The organism is Mycobacterium sp. ITM-2016-00318 (assembly GCF_002968285.2).
GTDB lineage: Bacteria > Actinomycetota > Actinomycetes > Mycobacteriales > Mycobacteriaceae > Mycobacterium.
This window is the reverse complement of sequence record NZ_CP134400.1, coordinates 1340669-1359530: the sequence shown is the minus strand read 5'-3', so window position 1 is coordinate 1359530 and position 18862 is coordinate 1340669. Positions and strand designations below refer to the sequence as shown.

Sequence of the window (18862 nt, the reverse complement as noted above, 5' to 3'; positions counted from 1 at the left end):
AGATCATCCGGTCGACACCTGCGGATGATCCGCCTGCGCCACCATGTCGTAGATGCGCAGGGTGTCCGCGGCGACCTGATCCCAGGTGTAGCGGGCGCACACCCTGTCGCGGCCGGCCAGTCCGAGGCTCTGCCTCAGGAAAGCGTCTCGCAGCAGAGGATTGATGGCATCGGCGATCTCGCGGGGCTTCCTCGGCGCGATCAGCCTTCCCGTGACATCGTGCACGACCGTGTCCTGCATTCCGCCGACCGCCGAAGCGACCACAGGGACTCCGCTGGCCATGGCCTCCAGCGGCACGATGCCGAACGGCTCGTACCACGGGGTGCAGGCGACGACGTCAGCCGACCGGAACAGCTCCGGCATGGCCGCTCTGGCAACGGCGCCGTAGAGGTGCACGCGACGCGCGACGCCCAGCTCCTCGGCCAGGGCTCGCAGCCGCTTCGCCTCGGGATCGCCGGCCAGTTCGGTCGGATCCGGGCCGCCCGCGATGATCAGTTCGGCGTTCGGAATGGACGGCATCGCCCGGATCATGTCGTCGAAACCCTTTCGGGGCACCAGACGACCGACACTGAGAATCCGATGCTTGGCAGACTTCGTCGCTATCGGCCCATCGGGTGTGAACACGTCCTTGTCGACTCCGCACGGCACCACCGACGTCCGCGCACGTGACCGGCCCATCCGCATCAACTCGAAGACCTCGTCGCTGCAGGTCGCGGCCACCCAGGTGGCGGACCTGGCCACCATCGCCTCGAGCCGCAACCGGTCGGGGGGACTGGTGTCCTTGGCGCCTTGATGTCGACGCTTCACCACACCGAGCGCATGAAAGGTCTGCACGGCGGGCAACCCCAGATGCCGAGCCGCCAACTGGGTCGCGATGCCCGACATCCAGAAGTGTGCGTGCGTGACGTGCGGCCGGTAGGCGTCCCAGTGCGCATCGAGATACTGCGCGAACGGACCCATGTGCTGCAGCAGTTCGTCTTTGGGCAACTGCTCTGCGGGCCCGGCGGGCACATGAACCACCGTGTAACCGTGAGGTACTTCGACCTCCTCTGGCAGGTCGGGGTCGTCGCGACGGGTGTACACCGTCACGTCGTGCCCTCGACGCGCCAACGCGGCCGACAACTCGGCGACGTGCACGTTCTGTCCACCTGCATCTGTTCCCCCAAGCACGGCCAACGGGCTCGCATGCTCGGAGACCATCGCTATTTTCATCGGTCTCCTCTCATCGAGGTCATGCACACCGTTCCTCGATCACTTCGTCCCACTGGGCGAGGAAGCGATCGATTGCGAAGTGCGCTATTGCGTATTCACGGGCGGCCTTTCCGGCCAAGGTCGCTGCAGCATGATCGGTTACGAAGCCCCGAAGTGCTTGCGCCAGCGTGCGCACGTCGGCGCTGACCACGCCGGCGTCGTCCGGGACGACGGAGGGCGCCATTGTGGACGCCACCGCGACGACGGGCATGCCGAGGTACATCGCCTCCACGAGCGACAAACCGAGCGACGTCCATCGTGCGGGGTGCAGGTAGACGCGCCGACGAGCGACCTCGCGCATGAGGCGACTGGTGGGTACGTCTCCCTTGGCCCTGATCCCCTGTCGCGGTCGGCGATTGAGCTCGAGTGTGTCGATGCCCCAGACGTCGATGGGCACGTGCGCACCGAGTTGGATCAGCAGGTCGGTGCCCACGGTGCGCCACCTGCGCAACGGCTCATTGATCATGCTCGCCGCCGCGGGGACGTCACCTGTGTAGAAGTGACCCGGGTCGGCGATTCCGTGCGAGATCACCAGGGCGGGGGCGGCGCCGTTGTCCCACATCAGCCGGTTGAAGTCGGTGACGTGCACCACCGGGATGTCGGTGCGGGATGCCATCGGATGAACGCTGTCGACCGGGGACGGGCGCGGCGCGTTGTGTTCGACATACACCGCGGGAACATCGATGCCCGGTCGGCGACCCAGCCATAACTCGGCGAGTTCCAGTTCTTCTGGACGTTGCAGGATGATCAGATCCACATCGGCACCGCGCAATTCACTGACGGCGACTTCCTCTGCGCGCGGCCAGTGACGTCCCGCCAGACCGCGAGCGTCGGAGTCCCTGGCCTCGTTGACCGGCACCAGATAGCGATGCGCGCCCGCGACCAGCGACTCCAGCCAGGAGCCGTGCACGTGCCACACCAGCAGTGAGCGCGCGGAAGTGGTCGAAGCCATGTTCGGCGCATTACCGCAGGTGAAAAGGCACAAACCTCTAGCGCTCGACTGTTCGCGAAGTGGATCAGAAGCGCTTCGCATATCGGATTCACAGCGGCTCTGTCGCGTTTCGTGATCACTTCTCCGGCCCTTCGACGTGAATTGGGTCGAGCGGTGGCTGTGTGACCACCACTGATCCGCCATATCCCGGGAGGCACGCATGCAGTTGAGTAGGTTTCTCGGGCTGCGGGTCGTCGACGCGGTGAACCACCAGGTGGGCACGGTCGTCGACGTCCGGTTGGCGATCTCCGGTGACATGCAAAACAATCCGACGGCCCCTCGAGTGCTCGGTCTGGTGATCAGCCCCAGAACCGTTTCGTCGTTCCTCGGCTACGAGCGCAGCACCGCCAAAGCGCCCGTCCTGCTGGCACAACTGATGCGCTGGCGGCACCGCGGCACATTCCTGGCCGCCTGGGAGGACGTGGCGCGGGTCGGCGAGAAATCGGTGCATCTACGTCCCCGCTACACCAAGTATTCGGCCGTGCTGCGCAACGGCGGCGTTTAGCCTTTCGGCGCCTCGGGAACCCAACCGGTGCACGGGCAAGTGGTCCTGTGTGTCGCCTACGAAGTGGGCAAAACCCCAGCTGATCGTCAGCGGAGAGGTGAAACATGACCGAGAAGAACAGTGGCCCGGCGGAAGGCGTCAAGGGCGCCGTCGAAGACGTCAAGGGCAAGGCCAAAGAAGCGGTCGGCACCGTGACCGGCCGTGATGACGTGGTCCGCGAGGGCAAGGCTCAGCAGGACAAGGCCGACGCCCAGCAGGACGCCGCCAAGAAGGAAGCCGAGGCCGACGCCGCGCGCGGCAGCGCAAAGGCAGCCGAGAAGCGGCAAGAGTCCAACCAGTAGCAGTTGGCACTGACGAGAAGTCCCAGCCGGGAAACCGGCTGGGACTTTTCTCGTGCCTGGCGCTCAGCTGCTCGGGCGCTGCTTCTGCGCGTCGGGATGTTCGGCATACCAGCGTTGTTCGATGCCGCGCACCCGTCGGTGCTCGACGGCCAACCACACCAGCCCAATGGCCAGCAGCACGGCCGACACCGAACCGAACACCAGGCCGGTGCTGTGATGGTTCGTCGCGTGCGCGGCCAGAGCGCCGACGAAGGACGCCAGCGCCACGCCGATGACGATCAGCGCCGGCATGTTCTTCGTGTCGGTCATCGACTCCCCGGCATGCGGCCGGGTGGTCCTCGCATGGTCGACGGGATCTTCTGGGCTTTTCATGGCTGCTCCTTCCGCCACACTTCTTGCCCGCAATAGGGGGATGTGTCCCACGGTAGAACTACCCGAAGGCGTTGGCCGCGAATCTGACATCACTGCTGGGCCGGGAACTGCTTCGTCTTCAACAGCCCAGCCAGATGGGCGGCGTTTCGCGCGGCCGACGCCGTCGTCTTCGCCACGGGCTCGGGCACCTCGTCGAGGTCGTTGTAGTTCTTGCTCTGCATCGCTTCGCCGTTCCAGTACGTGTTCGCCTGAGCCGCGAACGAGAAGCCGACGTCGTTGAGGCCCTGCGCGCAGTCGGCGAACACCTTGTGAGCACCGTCCTCGTTGCCGACGACAGAAACGAGAGCGACCTTGCCGTACATGATCGGCCTGCCTTCGTCGTCGGCCGTGGACAGATCGGCGTCGAGGCGTTCGAGCACACGCTGGGTGATGCTCGACGGATGTCCGAGCCAGACAGGGGTCGACAGCAGCACGATGTCGGCCGCCAGCACGCGCTCCCGGATCTTCGGCCATTCGTCGCCGTCACCCATGTCGGCCTCGACACCGGGCGAAATGGAGTAGTCGGCACAACGCAGCGTGTCGGTCTTCACTCCGTGACTGCGCAACTGCTGACAGACGTGCTCGGCCATCAGCTCGCTGCTCGACGGGGCTGGACTGGCTTTCAGGCTGCACACCAGCGCGACGGCGTTCAGCGATTGCTGTGAATTGTCGGGCATGCAATGCCTTTCAGTCAGGGCATCGCGATGAGTGGCACGCTCTTGGCAAGAACCAGCAGCATCGCGGCCATGAGGAACCAACCCGCCCCCTGCCACGGCCATGCGATGCCGTGGCTCCGCCGAACCACGTAAGTCCGGTGGAATGCGCGCAAGCCGCCTGCCAACAGGATCAGGGGGGCGCCGAGGGCGAGAACGGTAGTTTGCGGTGTACCGCAGGCAAGCGCATCGAAGGTCGATGCTCCACAGGTGCCGATCCACACCTCGGCGACCGCCATCAGCACGAGCGCGGCCACCACGACGCCCGCGCCGAAGCGGACGGCATCGATCACACCTTCGCGAACGGCGGTGTCGCCGTGGCGCAGGTCGTCCGTTGTGCGGTACACGGCTAGCTAATTCCCCTGGTTACGCGGCGATAAACCTCGGCTCGCGGCGTGGCGAATCGACACGCCCGCGACCCTGCGTAACCGCTGCTTGTCGGTCGGCGGACCTAGCATTCGCGTCGTGATCGGCACCAGGGCGAAGGTGTACTCGGCCGTCGGTGTCGCATCCGGTCTGGCCGCCTACCAACTCGGTGTCGATTTGGCATGGAGCCTCGTCGCCGCGGCCGTTGTGCCTGTGCTGCTCGCCGCCGCGCCGCGGTTCCTGCTGGCGGCCGTCACGGGCGCGTTCACCCCCGGCCCCCGAGAAGCCCCTGCGGCGTTGGCCATGTCCGGCATGGAGTTCGAGGATCACGTGGCGCGCATCGCCCGGTCGTGCGGCGTACCCGTGATCATGACCGCGGTAACCGGGGACTGGGGCGTCGACCTGATCGTCGGGCACCGGCCCGAACGCCTTGCGGTGCAGTGCAAACGGCAGTCACGACCAGTCGGCTCGGGTGCCGTGCAGGAGGTCGTCGCCGGCGCGCCGATGCACGGGTGTACCAAGACCATGGTCGTCACCAACCACGCGTTCACCCCGGCTGCAGTCAAACTCGCGCAACTGCACGGCTGTGCGCTCGTCGGCGGGTCGGAGCTGCCGCGGCTGCGATCGATCATCCGACGGCTCACCGAGCCGTCGGCGCCCACGGCCCTTTAGCGCAGCGCCTCGCGCACCGTCGCGACCGCCTCGTCGATCTCGGCGTACGACACCGTCAGCGCGGGCCGGAACCGGACGCTGTCCTCTCCGCTGGCCAGCATCACCACGCGGCGGTCCCACAGCCTGCGGATCAGCTCGTCGCGCTGCTCACCCGACGGCAGGCTGAATGCGCGCATCAGCCCGCGGCCGCGCACGTCGCGCACCAGTTCGGGAAACTCGGCGGCGAGTTCGTCGAGCCGGGCGTGCAGGTAGCGCCCCGCGTCTGCGGCGTGCGCCATCAGCCCGTCGGACTCGATGACCTCGAGGATCCGGCGCGAGCGGACCATGTCCACCAGATTGCCGCCCCATGTCGAGTTGATCCGCGAGCTGACCGCGAACACGTTGTCGGCGACCTCGTCGACGCGGCGGCCCGCCATGATTCCGCATACCTGGGTCTTCTTACCGAACGCGACCACATCGGGCGTCACGCCCAGTTGCTGGTAGGCCCAGGCTGTTCCGGTCAAACCACAGCCGGTCTGCACCTCGTCGAAGATGAGCAGCGCGTCGAACTCGTCGCACAGCTCGCGCATCGCGGCAAAGAACTCGGGACGGATGTGCCGGTCGCCGCCCTCGCCCTGAATGGGCTCGGCGATGAAGCAGGCGATGTCGTGCGGGTTGGCCTCGAAGGCCGCGCGCGCCTGCCGCAGTGACTCGGCCTCCAGCGCATCCATATCGGCGTCGGGGCGGACGTACGGCGAATCGATGCGCGGCCAGTCGAACTTCGGGAACCGCGCGACCTTGTTCGGGTCGGTGTTGGTCAGCGACAGCGTGTACCCGCTGCGGCCGTGGAAGGCGCCGCGCAGATGGAGCACCTTGGTGCCGAGCTCGGGGTCACCCGCACGCGAGGAGGACGAACCGGCCAGGCCGCGCGACTCGTTGAGCCTGCTCTTCCAGTCGAACGCCACCTTCAGCGCGTTCTCGACGGCCAGCGCCCCGCCGTCGACGAAGAACAGGTGCGGAAGGGCGGGGTCGCCCAGCACGCGGGCGAACGTGTCGACGAAGCGCGCCATCGGAACGCTGTACACGTCGGAGTTACTCGGCTTGTTCACCGCCGCGGCGGCGAGCTCGGCGCGAAACGCCTCGTCCTCGGCCAGTGCTGGATGGTTCATCCCCAGCGCCGAAGACGCGAAGAACGTGAACATGTCGAGGTAGCGCTCGCCGGTTCGGGCGTCGACGAGGTTCGAGCCGGACGAGCGCTCGATGTCGAGTACGAAATCGAGACCGTCGGCGAGGATGCTGCGAGCCAGCACCTCGCGCACGTCGGCCGAGCGGATGGCGGGGACGGCGGCTGTCTTTTCGGCAGGGGTCATCACGGCGGTCATGCCGACGATCTTAGCGCATCTTTTACGGTTGATACGCCAGCTGACCGGAAGAATTACGGGATATGCTCGCGTCCTGCGTAAAAAGTCTGTAAGATGATGGTGCTTCGAGTGCGCACATTGGCGGCCGTGCGGATCTGCTGCAACAGGTCTTCCAGCGCCCGCGCCGACTCGACACGCACCAGGAGGACATAGCTTTCCTCGCCCGCCACCGAGTGACACGACTCGATGGCCTCGATGTGTTCGAGACGGGCGGGCGCATCATCGGGCTGAGAGGGATCGATAGGAGAGATGGCCACGAACGCCGACAGCATGTGCCCAACGGCCTCGGGGTTGATCCGGGCGGTGTATCCCGTCACCACGCCCCGCGCCTCGAGCCGTCGCACGCGTGACTGGACCGCGGACACCGAAAGTCCCGCCGTCGCCGCGAGCTGCGCCAGCGTGGCCCGGCCATCTGCGACGAGTTCGCGGGCCAGGATCCGGTCGATCTCATCGAGCTCTTCGCTCATGGCCGCACCCTATCCTTTCGGGCGTGGGCAATGAGCAAACCAATCGAAACATGGCGGCTGCGCGCCGAATTCGCCGCTGCGCTGTCCCGGATGTACGGCACGGAGGTGCCCGCGTACACCACCCTTCTCGAGGTCAGCGCTGAGGTGAACCGCGAACTCGGCGGTTCGCAGCGGGTGTCCGCCGAACGTCACGGTGCGATCCGTGTCGGCAATGTCCGCGAACTCGCCGATGTCGCCGACCTGTTCGCGGCGTTCGGAATGCACCCCGTCGGGTTCTACGATCTCCGTGATGCCACCCCACCCGTACCTGTCATGTCGACGGCGTTCCGGCCGATCGACGCGGATCAGCTGGCGCGCAATCCGTTTCGGATTTTCACGTCCATGCTGGCCACGGCCGACACCCGCTTCTTCTCCCCCGAGATGCGCGCGCGGGTCGAGCGGTTCCTTGCCGGGCGCCGGCTGTTCGACTCCGCCTTGATCGCCGAGGCCAGGTGCATCGCCGAAGCAGGCGGCGCCGAACCCGACCGGGCGCGGCGGTTCGTCGCCTCGGCGGTCGCCGCATTCGCGCTCTCCCGTGAACCGATCGATCGCGGCTGGTACGAGCAGCTGACCGCGGTGTCGGCCGTCGCCGCCGACATCGCAGGGGTTGCCTCCACCCACATCAACCACCTGACGCCGCGCGTCCTCGACATCGACGAGTTGTACCGACGGATGACGGCGCGCGGCATCACGATGACCGGCGCCATCCAGGGCCCGCCGCGCTGGGACGGTCCCGATGTGCTGCTACGCCAGACGTCGTTTCGGGCGCTAGCCGAGCCTCGCCGCTTCCGCGACGCCGACGGCAGCGTCGCCGACGGCACCCTGCGCGTGCGGTTCGGCGAGGTGGAGTCGCGGGGGGTCGCACTGACCCCCGAGGGACGCCGTCGCTTCGACGCGGCCATGGCCACGCCGAATCCGGCGAAGGTGTGGGGCGACTACTTCCCCACCACCCACGACCGGATGGCGACGGCCGGGCTGGCGTACTACCACGGTGACAACCCGTCCAAACCCGTTGTCTATGAAGATTTCCTGCCCGCATCCGCGGCCGGGATTTTCCGATCGAATCTCGATATCGACGCGCAGAAGCCGGACGGCTCCGATAATCAGGAAGATCGGGATCAATACACCGTCGATTGGATGGCGGGACAGATCGGGCACCACATTCACGATCCCTACGAGCTCTACGAGAAAGTCGCATCCTCATGACCAGCGTTCAGACATCACCGCTCCCGACGGCCGACGACCTTCGCGCGAAGGCCCGTGACGCCCTGCAGGCGGTCGGTTCACGCGTCGAACTCGGTGAGACCGGCGCCCACGGCGTGCATGCAAGCAGTCCGATCACCGGCGACGTGCTGTTCACCGTGCCGGAGAGCTCACCGGAGCAGGCCGAGGCCGCGATCGCCGAAGCGGCGCAGGCGTTCACGTCGTGGCGCACCACCCCCGCACCGGTTCGTGGCGCGCTGGTCGCACGCCTGGGCGAGCTGCTCAAGGAGCACAAGAGTGATCTCGCGGCGCTGGTCACCATCGAGGCGGGAAAGATCACCTCGGAGGCCCTCGGCGAGGTGCAGGAGATGATCGACATCTGCGAGTTCGCCGTCGGTCTGTCGCGTCAGCTGTACGGCAGGACCATCGCCTCGGAGCGGCCGGGACACCGGCTGATGGAGACCTGGCACCCGCTGGGTGTCGTCGGTGTCATCACCGCCTTCAACTTTCCCGTCGCGGTGTGGTCGTGGAACGCCGCCGTCGCCCTCGTCTGCGGTGACACCGTGGTGTGGAAGCCGTCGGAGCTCACGCCGCTCACGGCACTCGCCTGCCAGGCGCTGGCCGAGCGGGCCGCGCAGGACGTCGGCGCGCCGCGCGCGGTGAGCCGGCTGATCATGGGTGGGCGTGAGGTCGGCGAACGCCTGGTCGACGACCCGCGCGTCGCTCTGCTCAGCGCAACCGGTTCCGTGCGGATGGGCCGCCAGGTCGGTCCGCGGGTGGCCCAGCGGTTCGGCCGCGTGCTGCTGGAACTCGGCGGCAACAACGCCGCCGTCGTCACGCCGTCGGCCGACCTCGAGCTGGCCCTACGCGGCATCGTCTTCTCCGCGGCGGGCACCGCGGGGCAGCGCTGCACGACGCTGCGCAGGCTGATCGTGCACTCCTCGGTCGCCGACTCCCTCGTCGAGCGGATCGTGTCGGCCTACCGCCAGCTGCCCATTGGCGACCCTCAGGCCGACGGCACGCTCGTCGGGCCGCTGATCCACGAGACGTCATACCGGGACATGGTCGGCGCGCTCGAGCTGGCCAGCGCCGAAGGCGGTGAGGTGTTCGGCGGCGAGCGCCACGATTTCGGCGACAACGCCTACTACGTCGCCCCCGCCGTGGTGCGGATGCCTTCGCAGACGGAGCTGATGCACCAGGAGACCTTCGCGCCGATCCTGTACGTGATCACCTATGACGACCTGGACGAGGCGATCGAGTTGAACAATGCTGTCCCGCAGGGACTTTCATCGGCGATCTTCACCTCCGACATGCGCGAGGCCGAACGGTTCATGTCGGCCGAGGGGTCCGACTGCGGCATCGCCAATGTCAACATCGGGACCTCGGGAGCCGAGATCGGCGGAGCTTTCGGCGGCGAGAAGGAGACCGGTGGCGGCCGCGAGTCCGGCTCGGACGCATGGAAGGCTTACATGCGCAGGGCGACCAACACCGTCAACTACTCTTCCGAGCTGCCTTTGGCCCAGGGCGTGCACTTCGGCTAGGGCGTTTCGAGGGCTTTCGCGCAGCTGTCGAGGATCTCGACGAAGCCCGACCGAATCGCCCGCGCCGTCACCGCCTCCAGCGCCTTGCCGCCCACCCATACCGGATGGGTGAACGCGGTGACCCAGTCGATGTGTGTGCCATCGACTGAGGGAGTGAGCGTCAGTGTGCCGCCATCGTGGTTGAGGGCCGGCACCGAATGGACGATCAGGTACGAGTAGCTCCGCGGCGCGTCATAGGCGGTGTATTCCTCGCGCAGCCACATACCTGCCGCGATCGCGTTCCGAACGGCGCCCAGCCCAGCAGCCTGCGTTCCCTTCGCCCAGCCGGCCCAGAGGATGAGCCTGGCTTCGGTCAGATGGGCCGGATCGGCGACCCAGTCGAAGACGTGCTCTAGAGGCGCGGCGATGATGCGTTCGACGCGTATCTCGGCCACGGCGCCACAGTACGGGCGCAGTCTGAGCCGATGTTGTACACGCGCAAATTAGACTGGCCGGGTGGCTGAACCCGGGCGGCGGCTCTCCCCCGACGATCGTCGGAGTGAGTTGTTGGACCTCGGCGCCAAGGTGTTCGGTGAACGCCCCTACGACGAAGTCCGCATCGACGAGATCGCCGAACGCGCAGGTGTGTCACGCGCGCTGATGTACCACTACTTCCCCGACAAGCGCGCGTTCTTCGCCGCGGTGGTGAAGGCCGAGGGCGACCGGCTGTTCGAGGCGACGAACACCCCGGCGATCGCGGGCCAGACGCTGTTCGTGCAGCTGCGCGCGGGCGTGCTGGCCTATCTGCGCTATGACGAGCAGCACCCGCACGGCGCGTGGGCGGCCTACGTCGGCATGGGCACCTCCGACCCGGTCCTGCGCGGCATCGAGGACACCGACAACGAGCGTCAGGTCAACCGGCTGATGGACCGGATGAACCACACCCTCGGCAGTGGGCTGGACTCCAAGGTGGAGCGCGACGTGCGGATGACCATGTACGGCTGGCTCGCGATGACGATGGAGATGTGCAGGCAGCGCATCATGGATCCGTCCATCGACGCCGGCCAGATCGCCGACACCTGCGCGCATGCGCTGCTCGACATGGTCGGTCGCGTGCCAGGTATCCCGGACGCGCTCAGCGAGGCGGTCGCGTTCGAGCGACGCGGTACATGATTCTCGGGCGCAGCAGCCGAGTGGGCGGGTCGATGAGTCCGGTGACCCGGATGAGCTGTTCTGCGCAGGCGATGTCGGACTCGCACACCGTCAGCAGCCGTTGCACATAGCCGTTCGCGATCCGCGTCGGCAGCGAGCGGTGGCCCTGGACTTCGGGTTGGCTGAGGTCGGCGCCGGTCGCGAACCGCCACGCCACCGCTATCGGCTTCGCCGCCGCACGGAAGTACCGTCGCGCCAACTGCTGCGGGCCGCGAGAGAGGCTGTCGCGCAAGGCCAGGGCCTGTAACGCCGCAACGGTCATCCCCTGGCCGTAGATCGGATTGAAGTTGGCGACCGCGTCGCCGATGACGAGCAGCCCCTCGGGGAACCGCCTCATCTTGTCGTAGCGCCGCCATCGATTCTCCGGGTAGCGGTACCGACAGATGTCGCTGAGCGGCACCGCATCCCGCAATGCGCGCATGATGTGCGGCGGCGTGATCGCCTCGACGAAGGCCAGCCGGTCGACGGGGTCGGTCGGCGGCTCACGGCCGGCCATACCGAACGCGGTGAACATCCAGGTGTCGTTCTCGTAGCCGAAAAGAGCCATCCCGGTGGGCCTTCCAGGCTCCGGCGTGGTGGCCACCACCATTTCCCGCAGGGCACCCGGCGGCATCTGCAGCAACTGGCTGGAGTAGACGACGTGCACGGTCACCGTGTCCTCTGTCGGGCGGCCGTATCCGAGGTCTTCGAGGAGGGCCGGTGTGCGTGCCCCCCGGCCGGTCGCGTCGACGACGAGATCGGCGTCCAGCACGCGTTCGCCCGCGCCGTTGTGGGGCATCACCCGCGCGCCGGTGACACGGTCGGATGTCGACGTCAGGTCGACGACATCGTGCGCCGTCAGGAACTCGACGTTGGGTATCTCGCGCACCCTGCGCCGGACGAGGCTCTCCAGCAACGGCCTGCTGGGAAAGTAGAGCGGCGGCACGGTCGAGAAGGCGCCCCGGGTCGGTGCGCGATGTCCCGCGAGAAGGAACGACGCCCTCGACAGGTCGCGATAGTCGAACGCCGGTACGCCTGCGGTGACGAGTTCGGCCTCGAAACCGGGGAAGAGGTCCGCGAGGATCAGCGAGCCGCGGCCCAGCAGTCCGTGGGCGTGCCGGCCCTGCGGCACGCCGCGTCGGTTGCCGACGGCCTCTGGCAGCTCATCGCGCTCCACCAGGGTGACCGCCCGATACGAGTCGGCAAGCACCCGTGCGGCCAGCAGTCCCGCCATGCTGGCGCCGAGGACGATCGCATGGGCACCGGCCATGGCTCATTCTCGCGCCCGGCGAACGCCGACCGTCGCACTTTGTCGGTGGCGGTTGGCACGATGACAAGGTGACCTCTGTCCGCGACCCGCTCTCCCGGTTCAGCGCGCTGACCCGGGAGTGGTTCACCGGCACCTTCGCGGCGCCGACTGATGCCCAGGCCGAGGCCTGGTCGGCCATCGCCGACGGCGACAACACGCTGGTCATCGCGCCGACGGGGTCCGGTAAGACGCTGGCCGCCTTCCTCTGGGCGATCGACCGGCTCGCCGAGAAGCCGCGGCCCGCAGGCTCGGGCACCCGCGTCCTCTACGTATCGCCGCTCAAGGCGCTGGCCGTCGACGTCGAACGCAACCTCCGGACGCCGCTGACCGGCATCACCCGCATCGCCGAGCGGCACGGCCAACAACCGCCGGCGATCAGCGTCGGCGTCCGCTCCGGGGACACTCCGCCCGGCCAACGGCGAGAGCTCATCGCCAGGCCGCCCGACGTCCTGATCACCACACCCGAATCGCTGTTTCTAATGCTGACGTCGGCTGCGCGTGACTCGCTCGCGGCAGTTCAGACGGTCATCGTCGACGAAGTGCACGCGGTCGCCGCCACCAAGCGGGGCGCCCACCTCGCCCTCTCGCTCGAGCGGCTGGATCAATTACTGGACAGGCCCGCGCAGCGCATCGGGCTGTCGGCGACCGTGCGCCCGCCCGAAGAGGTGGCGCGGTTCCTGTCCGGGCAGGCCCCTGCGACGATCGTCGCCCCGCCCGCGGCCAAGACGTTCGACCTGTCGGTGCAGGTACCGGTGCCCGATATGGCCAACCTCGAGAACAACTCGATCTGGCCTGACGTCGAGGAGCGGATCGTCGACCTGATCGAGGCGCACCGCAGTTCGATCGTGTTCGCCAATTCGCGGCGGCTGGCCGAGCGACTCACGTCGCGGCTCAACGAAATCCACGCCGAACGGCTTGGTGTCGACTTGCCTGACGGCCCCAACCCGCAGGTGGGCGGCGGCGCGCCGGCTCACATCATGGGCAGCGGGCTGGCTTCCGGCGCCGAGCTGTTGCTGGCCAAGGCGCACCACGGGTCGGTCAGCAAGGAGCAGCGGGCGATCGTCGAGGACGACCTCAAGACCGGGCGGTTGAAGGCCGTGGTCGCCACCTCGAGTCTCGAGCTCGGCATCGACATGGGGGCAGTCGATCTCGTGATCCAGGTGGAGACGCCGACGTCGGTGGCCAGCGGGCTGCAGCGCATCGGACGGGCGGGACACCAGGTCGGCGAGATCTCGCAGGGCGTGCTGTTCCCCAAGCACCGCTCCGACCTGATCGGCTGCGCGGTGACGGTGCGGCGGATGCTCTCCGGCGAAATCGAGACGATGCGGGTGCCGACGAACCCGCTCGACGTGCTGGCTCAGCACACGGTGGCCGCCTGCGCGCTCGAGCCGCTCGATGCCGACCTGTGGTTCGACGCGGTACGGCGAAGCGCGCCGTTCGCGACGCTGCCGCGCAGCGCGTTCGAAGCGACGCTCGACCTGCTGTCGGGCAAGTACCCGTCGACCGAGTTCGCCGAGTTGCGGCCACGGCTGGTGTACGACCGCGATGCGGGTACCCTGACCGCCAGGCCTGGCGCACAGCGGCTGGCCGTCACCTCCGGCGGAGCGATTCCCGACCGCGGGCTGTTCACCGTCTATCTGGCGTCAAGCGCGGAATCAGAAAAGCCTTCGCGGGTGGGTGAACTCGACGAGGAGATGGTCTACGAGTCGCGGCCCGGCGATGTCATCTCCCTCGGCGCCACCAGCTGGCGGATCACCGAGATCACCCACGATCGGGTGCTTGTCATCCCGGCGCCGGGGCAACCGGCGCGGCTGCCGTTCTGGCGGGGCGATGGAGTCGGTCGGCCCGCCGAGCTCGGCGCGGCGATCGGGAAGTTCACCGGAGAACTGTCCGGTCTGCCTCAGGAAGAGTTCGCCGACCGGTGCGCGGCAATGGGGTTCGACGACTACGCCACCGACAACCTGTGGCAGTTGTTGAACGACCAGCGCCAGGCCACCGGAACCGTGCCGACGGATGTGACATTCGTGGTGGAGCGATTCCGCGACGAGCTCGGCGACTGGCGAGTGATCCTGCACTCCCCGTACGGGTTGCGGGTGCACGGTCCGTTGGCGCTTGCGGTGTCACGCCGGCTTCGGGAGCGTTACGGCATCGACGAGAAGCCGACGGCCTCCGACGACGGCATCATCGTGCGACTGCCGGACACCGAGGACGTCGCGCCAGGCGCCGAGCTGTTCGTGTTCGACGCCGACGAGATCGAGCCGATCGTCACCGCCGAGGTGGGCGGATCGGCGTTGTTCGCCTCGCGATTCCGCGAATGCTCGGCACGCGCGCTGCTGTTGCCACGCAGGCATCCGGGGAAGCGTTCTCCGCTGTGGCATCAGCGGCAGCGCGCCGCCCAACTCCTGGACGTGGCCCGCAAGTACCCCGACTTTCCGATCGTGCTGGAGACCGTGCGCGAATGCCTGCAGGACGTCTACGACGTGCCGACGCTGACCGAGTTGATGGGTCGCATCGCCCAGCGCAGGCTGCGGGTGGTCGAGGTGGAGACCCAGACACCGTCACCGTTCGCGGCTTCGCTGTTGTTCGGCTACGTCGGGGCGTTCATGTACGAGGGCGACAGCCCGCTGGCCGAACGGCGCGCCGCGGCGCTGTCGCTGGACAGCATGCTGCTGGCCGAGTTGCTTGGCCGTGTCGAGCTGCGAGAGCTGCTCGACCCGCAGGTGATCGCAAGCACCGCAGCGCAATTGCAGCACCTCAGCGAGGACCGTGCCGCCCGTGATGCCGAGGGTGTCGCCGACCTGCTGCGGATGCTGGGCCCGCTGACCGAGGCCGAGATCGCCGAGCGGTGCACCGCCGATGACGTCGGCGGCTGGCTGGAAGGGTTGCGCGAGACGAAGCGTGCGCTCACCGTGTCGTTCGCCGGGCAGACGTGGTGGGTGGCCATCGAGGACATCGGCCTGTTGCGCGACGGCGTGGGTGTCGCCGTACCCGTCGGTGTCCCGCTGACCTTCACCGAAGGCGTCGACGATCCGCTGGGCGAACTGCTCGGTCGATACGCCCGCACGCGAGCCCCGTTCACCACCCACGAGGCGGCCACCCGCTTCGGGCTTGGTCAGCGCATCACGGCAGATGTGTTGGGCCGCATGGCGATCGATGGCAAGCTGGTGCGCGGGGAGTTCACCGATACCGCCGAATCGGGGGACCAGTGGTGTGACGCAGGCGTGCTGAAGATTCTGCGGCGGCGGTCGCTTGCGGCGCTGCGGGCGCAGGTGGAGCCGGTCAGCACCACCGCCTATGCGCGCTTCCTGCCCGCGTGGCAGCAGGTCGGACTCGAACGGGCTTCCGGCGTCGACGGGCTGGCATCGGTGATCGACCAGGTCGCCGGTGTGCCGATGCCCGCGTCGGCGGTCGAACCGCTCGTGTTCTCGGCCCGCGTCCGCGACTACCAGCCCGCGATGCTCGACGAACTGCTCGCATCAGGCGAGGTGACGTGGTCGGGCGCAGGCCCGATCGGCAGCGCAGACGGCTGGATCGCCTTCCATCCCGCCGACTCCGCGCCGCTGACGCTTGCGCAGCCGACCGAGGTCGACTTCACCGACACCCACCGCGCGATCATGGAGTTGCTCGGTGGCGGCGGCGCGTACTTCTTCCGCCAGCTCGCAGGCTCCAGCCCAACTGCCGGCTCCGCGGGCGCAGCTGACGAGCAGTTCAAACAGGCTCTGTGGGAACTGATTTGGGCAGGCTGGGTGACCGGCGACACGTTCGCGCCGGTGCGCGCGCTGCTGGGCGGCACCGGACGTCGGTCGGGTCGGCCCGCGCACCGCCAGGGGTCCAAGCGACCGCCGCGGTTGAGCCGATACAGCGTCGCCCATGCGCAGACCCGTGCCTCCGATCCCACCGTCGCGGGACGCTGGTCCGCACTGCCTGCCGCTGAGCTGGATTCGACTGTGCGGGCACACTTTCAAGCCGAGCTTCTGCTCAACAGGCACGGGGTGCTAACCAAAGGTGCGGTCGCGGGCGAGGGCATCCCCGGCGGATTCGCGACGCTCTACAAGGTGTTGTCCGCATTCGAGGATGTCGGCCGATGCCAGCGCGGGTACTTCGTCGAGTCGCTGGGCGGCGCGCAGTTCGCAGTCGCGTCGACCGTGGATCGGCTGCGGTCCTATCTCGACAGCGTCGAACCGGAACGCAGGGAGTACCAGACCGTGGTGCTGGCGGCGGCCGACCCCGCCAATCCCTACGGCGCGGCACTGCCATGGCCGGAGAGCGCGCACCGGCCGGGCCGCAAGGCAGGTGCGCTTGTGGCTCTGGTCGACGGCGAGCTCGCCTGGTTCGTCGAGCGCGGGGGCCGGACGTTACTCAGCTTCACCGCAGATCCGGAGGCACATCATGCGGCCGCGGGTGCACTCGCCGATCTGGTCGGCTCTGGCCGGGTGCAGTCCCTGCTGGTGGAGAAGATCAACGGCGAACCGGTCCTGGCCCCGGACGCGAACGGCGACCAGGCGACCGTCGTCGCGGCGCTCACCGGAGCCGGTTTCGCGCGCACACCTCGGGGTCTGCGACTGCGCTGACGGCAGGCTTCCTAGAGTGCTGAGCATGGGGATGCGCACAGCCTTGACCGAGAAGTTCGGCATCGACCATCCCGTGGTGCTGGCTCCGATGGGCGGAGTGGCGGGCGGCGCCCTGGCGGCGGCGGTGTCCGAGGGTGGCGGGCTCGGCGTGATCGGCGCCGGGGTCGGCGACCTGACCTGGCTGGCGAGGGAGTGCGACCTGGCGCGGGCAGGCACGCACAAACCCTGGGGCATCGGCTTCTTATCGTGGGCGGTCGATGCGGCGATCATCGATGCGGCGATAGCGCAGAACCCCGCGGCGATCATGCTGTCGTTCGGCGATCCCGCCCCGTTCACCGACGCGATCCGGGCGGCGGGCATCCCGGTCATCATTCAGGTGACCGACCTTGCAGAAGCCCGTCGAGCACTGGACGTGGGTGCCGACATCGTCGTGGCGCAGGGCTCCGAAGCAGGCGGGCACGGCGGCGGCCGGGCAACGCTGCCATTCGTGCCCGCAGTCGTCGATATCGCGGAATCAGTTCCGGTGCTGGCGGCCGGTGGCATCGGCGACGGCCGAGGCTTGGCCGCCGCACTCGTGCTCGGCGCCGCCGGCGCCGTCATCGGCACCCGGTTCGAAGCTACTCACGAAGCGCTGATCTCCTCTGAAGAGATCACGGCGATGATTGCCGCGGGCGCCGAGGACACCACACAGGGACGCGCGCTCGATGTCGTCCGCGATTCGCCGTGGCCGGCGCGATATCCCGCGCGAACGCTGCGCAACAAGGTAACCGACGCGTGGCGGGGCCGCGACGACGACATCGACGACGCCACGAAAACGGCCTACCGCGAGGGTGTGGACCGCGGCGACCTCGACTACGTGCCGATCTGGGCGGGCGAAGCCCTCGATGTGATCACCGGTTCGGAGGGTGCCGCGGCGCTCGTCGGTCGCATCGCGCGCGAGGCGGAGCAGGCCATCGCCACGGCAGGCGGGCGCCATGAGTGACCCGTTGACCACTCCGTTCGGATTCGAAACGACGGCGGCCGACGTCGTTGCGGGCGTCGACCTGACCGGCAAGACGGCGATCGTCACCGGCGCCTCGTCGGGCATCGGCGTCGAGACCGCACGGGCGCTGGCGGCCGCGGGCGCCGCGGTCACTCTGGCCGTGCGCAACACCTCTGCCGGCGAGAACGTCGCCGCCGAGATCCGGGAGAGCACCGGCAATGATGCCGTCACCGTCGGCGCCGTCGACCTCGGCGAGCTCTCCAGCGTCGCCGCCTTCGTCCGCGCGTGGGCGGGACCGCTGCACATCCTGGTGAACAACGCGGGCGTGATGGCGGTTCCCGAGCTGACGCTGTCTTCCAGCGGACACGAGATACATTTCGCCACAAACCATCTCGGCCACTTCGCGCTCGCCGTCGGGCTGCACGAGGCACTCGCCGCCGCCGGCGGAGCGCGGATCGTCTCGGTCAGCTCCGGTGGACACCTGCGCTCGCCGGTCGTCTTCGACGACATCGACTTCGCCTTCCGCGACTACAACCCGTTCAGTGCATACGGGCAATCGAAGACTGCCAATGTGCTGTTGGCCGTCGAGGCGACGCGACGCTGGGCCGATGACGGCATCACCTCCAATGCGTTGATGCCGGGTGCGATCTTCGACACCGCGCTCGGACGCCACGTCGATCCCGGCCATGCCGCCGCGGCGGCGAAACTACTGAAGCTCAAGACCGTCGAGCAAGGCGCCGCGACGTCGGTGCTGCTGGCGGCGTCACCGCTGCTGGATGGCATCGGCGGCCGCTACTTCGAGGACTGCGCGCAGGCACCGGTCGTCGACCGCCGCGGAGCGCCGGGAACCGGTGGCGTCGCGCGCTACGCCGTCGACCCGGCCAATGCCGAGCGGTTGTGGGACGTCTCGCTGCGGATGGCGGGCTAGCG

The 18862-nt window shown here is 68.1% G+C and carries 18 protein-coding genes; 9 read left to right on the top strand and 9 right to left on the bottom strand.

From position 1 onward, the window contains the following. Nucleotides 1-3 precede the first annotated feature (3 nt). On the bottom strand, nt 4-1212 hold the full coding sequence (locus tag C6A82_RS06580; RefSeq protein WP_105343184.1) for a glycosyltransferase: 1209 nt from the start codon (nt 1210-1212) through the stop codon (nt 4-6). Between the two features lie 19 nt (nt 1213-1231). Continuing rightward, the gene (locus C6A82_RS06575; protein ID WP_105343182.1) at nt 1232-2203 is read right to left on the bottom strand and encodes a glycosyltransferase; all 972 of its coding nucleotides are present in this window, start codon (nt 2201-2203) and stop codon (nt 1232-1234) included. Between the two features lie 199 nt (nt 2204-2402). Between C6A82_RS06575 and C6A82_RS06570 the strand changes: the two genes are divergently transcribed. Further along, nucleotides 2403-2747 (top strand): hypothetical protein, encoded by a 345-nt coding sequence (locus C6A82_RS06570; protein WP_105343181.1) that lies wholly within the window; start codon nt 2403-2405, stop codon nt 2745-2747. Nucleotides 2748-2851: 104 nt separating this feature from the next. Continuing rightward, nucleotides 2852-3088, top strand: coding sequence for a CsbD family protein (locus C6A82_RS06565; protein ID WP_105343179.1), 237 nt, complete (start codon nt 2852-2854; stop codon nt 3086-3088). Between the two features lie 63 nt (nt 3089-3151). Here C6A82_RS06565 and usfY read toward each other — a convergent pair whose 3' ends face one another. The 3 genes from usfY to C6A82_RS06550 all read right to left on the bottom strand — a co-directional run bounded on the left by usfY (nt 3152) and on the right by C6A82_RS06550 (nt 4559). Beyond that, nucleotides 3152-3460 carry a protein UsfY gene (usfY, locus tag C6A82_RS06560; protein ID WP_105343177.1) on the bottom strand — a complete coding sequence of 103 codons (309 nt, stop codon included), beginning with the start codon at nt 3458-3460 and terminating at the stop codon, nt 3152-3154. Nucleotides 3461-3549: 89 nt separating this feature from the next. Continuing rightward, nucleotides 3550-4176, bottom strand: coding sequence for a flavodoxin family protein (locus C6A82_RS06555; RefSeq protein ID WP_105343176.1), 627 nt, complete (start codon nt 4174-4176; stop codon nt 3550-3552). Between the two features lie 14 nt (nt 4177-4190). Then, nucleotides 4191-4559, bottom strand: coding sequence for a hypothetical protein (locus C6A82_RS06550; protein ID WP_105343174.1), 369 nt, complete (start codon nt 4557-4559; stop codon nt 4191-4193). A gap of 118 nt (nt 4560-4677) precedes the next feature. On the opposite strand from C6A82_RS06550, the gene C6A82_RS06545 reads away from it, so the two are divergent. Continuing rightward, nucleotides 4678-5250, top strand: a complete 573-nt coding sequence (locus tag C6A82_RS06545) for a restriction endonuclease (RefSeq protein WP_105343189.1) — start codon at nt 4678-4680, stop codon at nt 5248-5250. On the opposite strand, the gene lat is transcribed toward C6A82_RS06545, so the two are convergent. After that, entirely contained in the window at nt 5247-6599 is a 1353-nt protein-coding gene (lat, locus tag C6A82_RS06540; RefSeq protein ID WP_199193653.1) for an L-lysine 6-transaminase, read from the bottom strand. The two genes, C6A82_RS06545 and lat, sit on opposite strands and share 4 nt — an antisense overlap. Nucleotides 6600-6664: 65 nt before the next feature. Then, nucleotides 6665-7117: an Lrp/AsnC family transcriptional regulator gene (locus tag C6A82_RS06535; protein WP_105343171.1), complete on the bottom strand. Its 453-nt coding sequence runs from the start codon at nt 7115-7117 to the stop codon at nt 6665-6667. Nucleotides 7118-7147: 30 nt separating this feature from the next. Here C6A82_RS06535 and C6A82_RS06530 point away from each other — a divergent pair, with 30 nt between their 5' ends. After that, nucleotides 7148-8362, top strand: a complete 1215-nt coding sequence (locus C6A82_RS06530; RefSeq protein ID WP_105343169.1) for a 2-oxoadipate dioxygenase/decarboxylase family protein — start codon at nt 7148-7150, stop codon at nt 8360-8362. After that, nucleotides 8359-9900, top strand: coding sequence for an aldehyde dehydrogenase family protein (locus tag C6A82_RS06525; RefSeq protein ID WP_311101722.1), 1542 nt, complete (start codon nt 8359-8361; stop codon nt 9898-9900). The genes C6A82_RS06530 and C6A82_RS06525 overlap by 4 nt, the downstream gene beginning before the upstream one ends. Here C6A82_RS06525 and C6A82_RS06520 read toward each other — a convergent pair. Beyond that, nucleotides 9897-10334 carry an SRPBCC family protein gene (locus tag C6A82_RS06520; RefSeq protein WP_105345161.1) on the bottom strand — a complete coding sequence of 146 codons (438 nt, stop codon included), beginning with the start codon at nt 10332-10334 and terminating at the stop codon, nt 9897-9899. The two genes, C6A82_RS06525 and C6A82_RS06520, sit on opposite strands and share 4 nt — an antisense overlap. A gap of 61 nt (nt 10335-10395) precedes the next feature. Here C6A82_RS06520 and C6A82_RS06515 point away from each other — a divergent pair, with 61 nt between their 5' ends. Further along, on the top strand, nt 10396-11052 hold the full coding sequence (locus C6A82_RS06515) for a TetR/AcrR family transcriptional regulator (protein ID WP_105345160.1): 657 nt from the start codon (nt 10396-10398) through the stop codon (nt 11050-11052). Here the strand turns inward: C6A82_RS06515 and C6A82_RS06510 are convergent. Beyond that, entirely contained in the window at nt 11015-12340 is a 1326-nt protein-coding gene (locus C6A82_RS06510; protein ID WP_105345158.1) for an NAD(P)/FAD-dependent oxidoreductase, read from the bottom strand. The two genes, C6A82_RS06515 and C6A82_RS06510, sit on opposite strands and share 38 nt — an antisense overlap. Before the next feature lie 68 nt (nt 12341-12408). On the opposite strand from C6A82_RS06510, the gene C6A82_RS06505 reads away from it, so the two are divergent. From C6A82_RS06505 to C6A82_RS06495, 3 genes are read left to right on the top strand one after another with little or no spacing between them, the layout of a single operon-like run. Then, the gene (locus C6A82_RS06505) at nt 12409-16950 is read left to right on the top strand and encodes an ATP-dependent helicase (protein ID WP_105345157.1); all 4542 of its coding nucleotides are present in this window, start codon (nt 12409-12411) and stop codon (nt 16948-16950) included. A 25-nt stretch (nt 16951-16975) separates the two neighbouring features. Further along, on the top strand, nt 16976-17932 hold the full coding sequence (locus C6A82_RS06500; protein ID WP_105345155.1) for a nitronate monooxygenase family protein: 957 nt from the start codon (nt 16976-16978) through the stop codon (nt 17930-17932). Further along, nucleotides 17925-18860 (top strand): SDR family NAD(P)-dependent oxidoreductase, encoded by a 936-nt coding sequence (locus C6A82_RS06495; RefSeq protein WP_105345153.1) that lies wholly within the window; start codon nt 17925-17927, stop codon nt 18858-18860. The genes C6A82_RS06500 and C6A82_RS06495 overlap by 8 nt, the downstream gene beginning before the upstream one ends. The last annotated feature ends 2 nt before the right edge of the window (nt 18861-18862 follow it).

Excerpts from the sequence above, each read along its gene's own strand:
- C6A82_RS06580 (WP_105343184.1), bottom strand. The coding sequence starts at position 1,212 with ATGAAAATAGCGATGGTCTCCGAGCATGCGAGCCCGTTGGCCGTGCTT.
- C6A82_RS06575 (WP_105343182.1), bottom strand. The coding sequence starts at position 2,203 with ATGGCTTCGACCACTTCCGCGCGCTCACTGCTGGTGTGGCACGTGCAC.
- C6A82_RS06570 (WP_105343181.1), top strand. The coding sequence starts at position 2,403 with ATGCAGTTGAGTAGGTTTCTCGGGCTGCGGGTCGTCGACGCGGTGAAC.
- C6A82_RS06565 (WP_105343179.1), top strand. The coding sequence starts at position 2,852 with ATGACCGAGAAGAACAGTGGCCCGGCGGAAGGCGTCAAGGGCGCCGTC.
- usfY (WP_105343177.1), bottom strand. The coding sequence starts at position 3,460 with ATGAAAAGCCCAGAAGATCCCGTCGACCATGCGAGGACCACCCGGCCG.
- C6A82_RS06555 (WP_105343176.1), bottom strand. The coding sequence starts at position 4,176 with ATGCCCGACAATTCACAGCAATCGCTGAACGCCGTCGCGCTGGTGTGC.
- lat (WP_199193653.1), bottom strand. The coding sequence starts at position 6,599 with ATGACCCCTGCCGAAAAGACAGCCGCCGTCCCCGCCATCCGCTCGGCC.
- C6A82_RS06535 (WP_105343171.1), bottom strand. The coding sequence starts at position 7,117 with ATGAGCGAAGAGCTCGATGAGATCGACCGGATCCTGGCCCGCGAACTC.
- C6A82_RS06530 (WP_105343169.1), top strand. The coding sequence starts at position 7,148 with ATGAGCAAACCAATCGAAACATGGCGGCTGCGCGCCGAATTCGCCGCT.
- C6A82_RS06525 (WP_311101722.1), top strand. The coding sequence starts at position 8,359 with ATGACCAGCGTTCAGACATCACCGCTCCCGACGGCCGACGACCTTCGC.
- C6A82_RS06510 (WP_105345158.1), bottom strand. The coding sequence starts at position 12,340 with ATGGCCGGTGCCCATGCGATCGTCCTCGGCGCCAGCATGGCGGGACTG.
- C6A82_RS06500 (WP_105345155.1), top strand. The coding sequence starts at position 16,976 with ATGGGGATGCGCACAGCCTTGACCGAGAAGTTCGGCATCGACCATCCC.
- C6A82_RS06495 (WP_105345153.1), top strand. The coding sequence starts at position 17,925 with ATGAGTGACCCGTTGACCACTCCGTTCGGATTCGAAACGACGGCGGCC.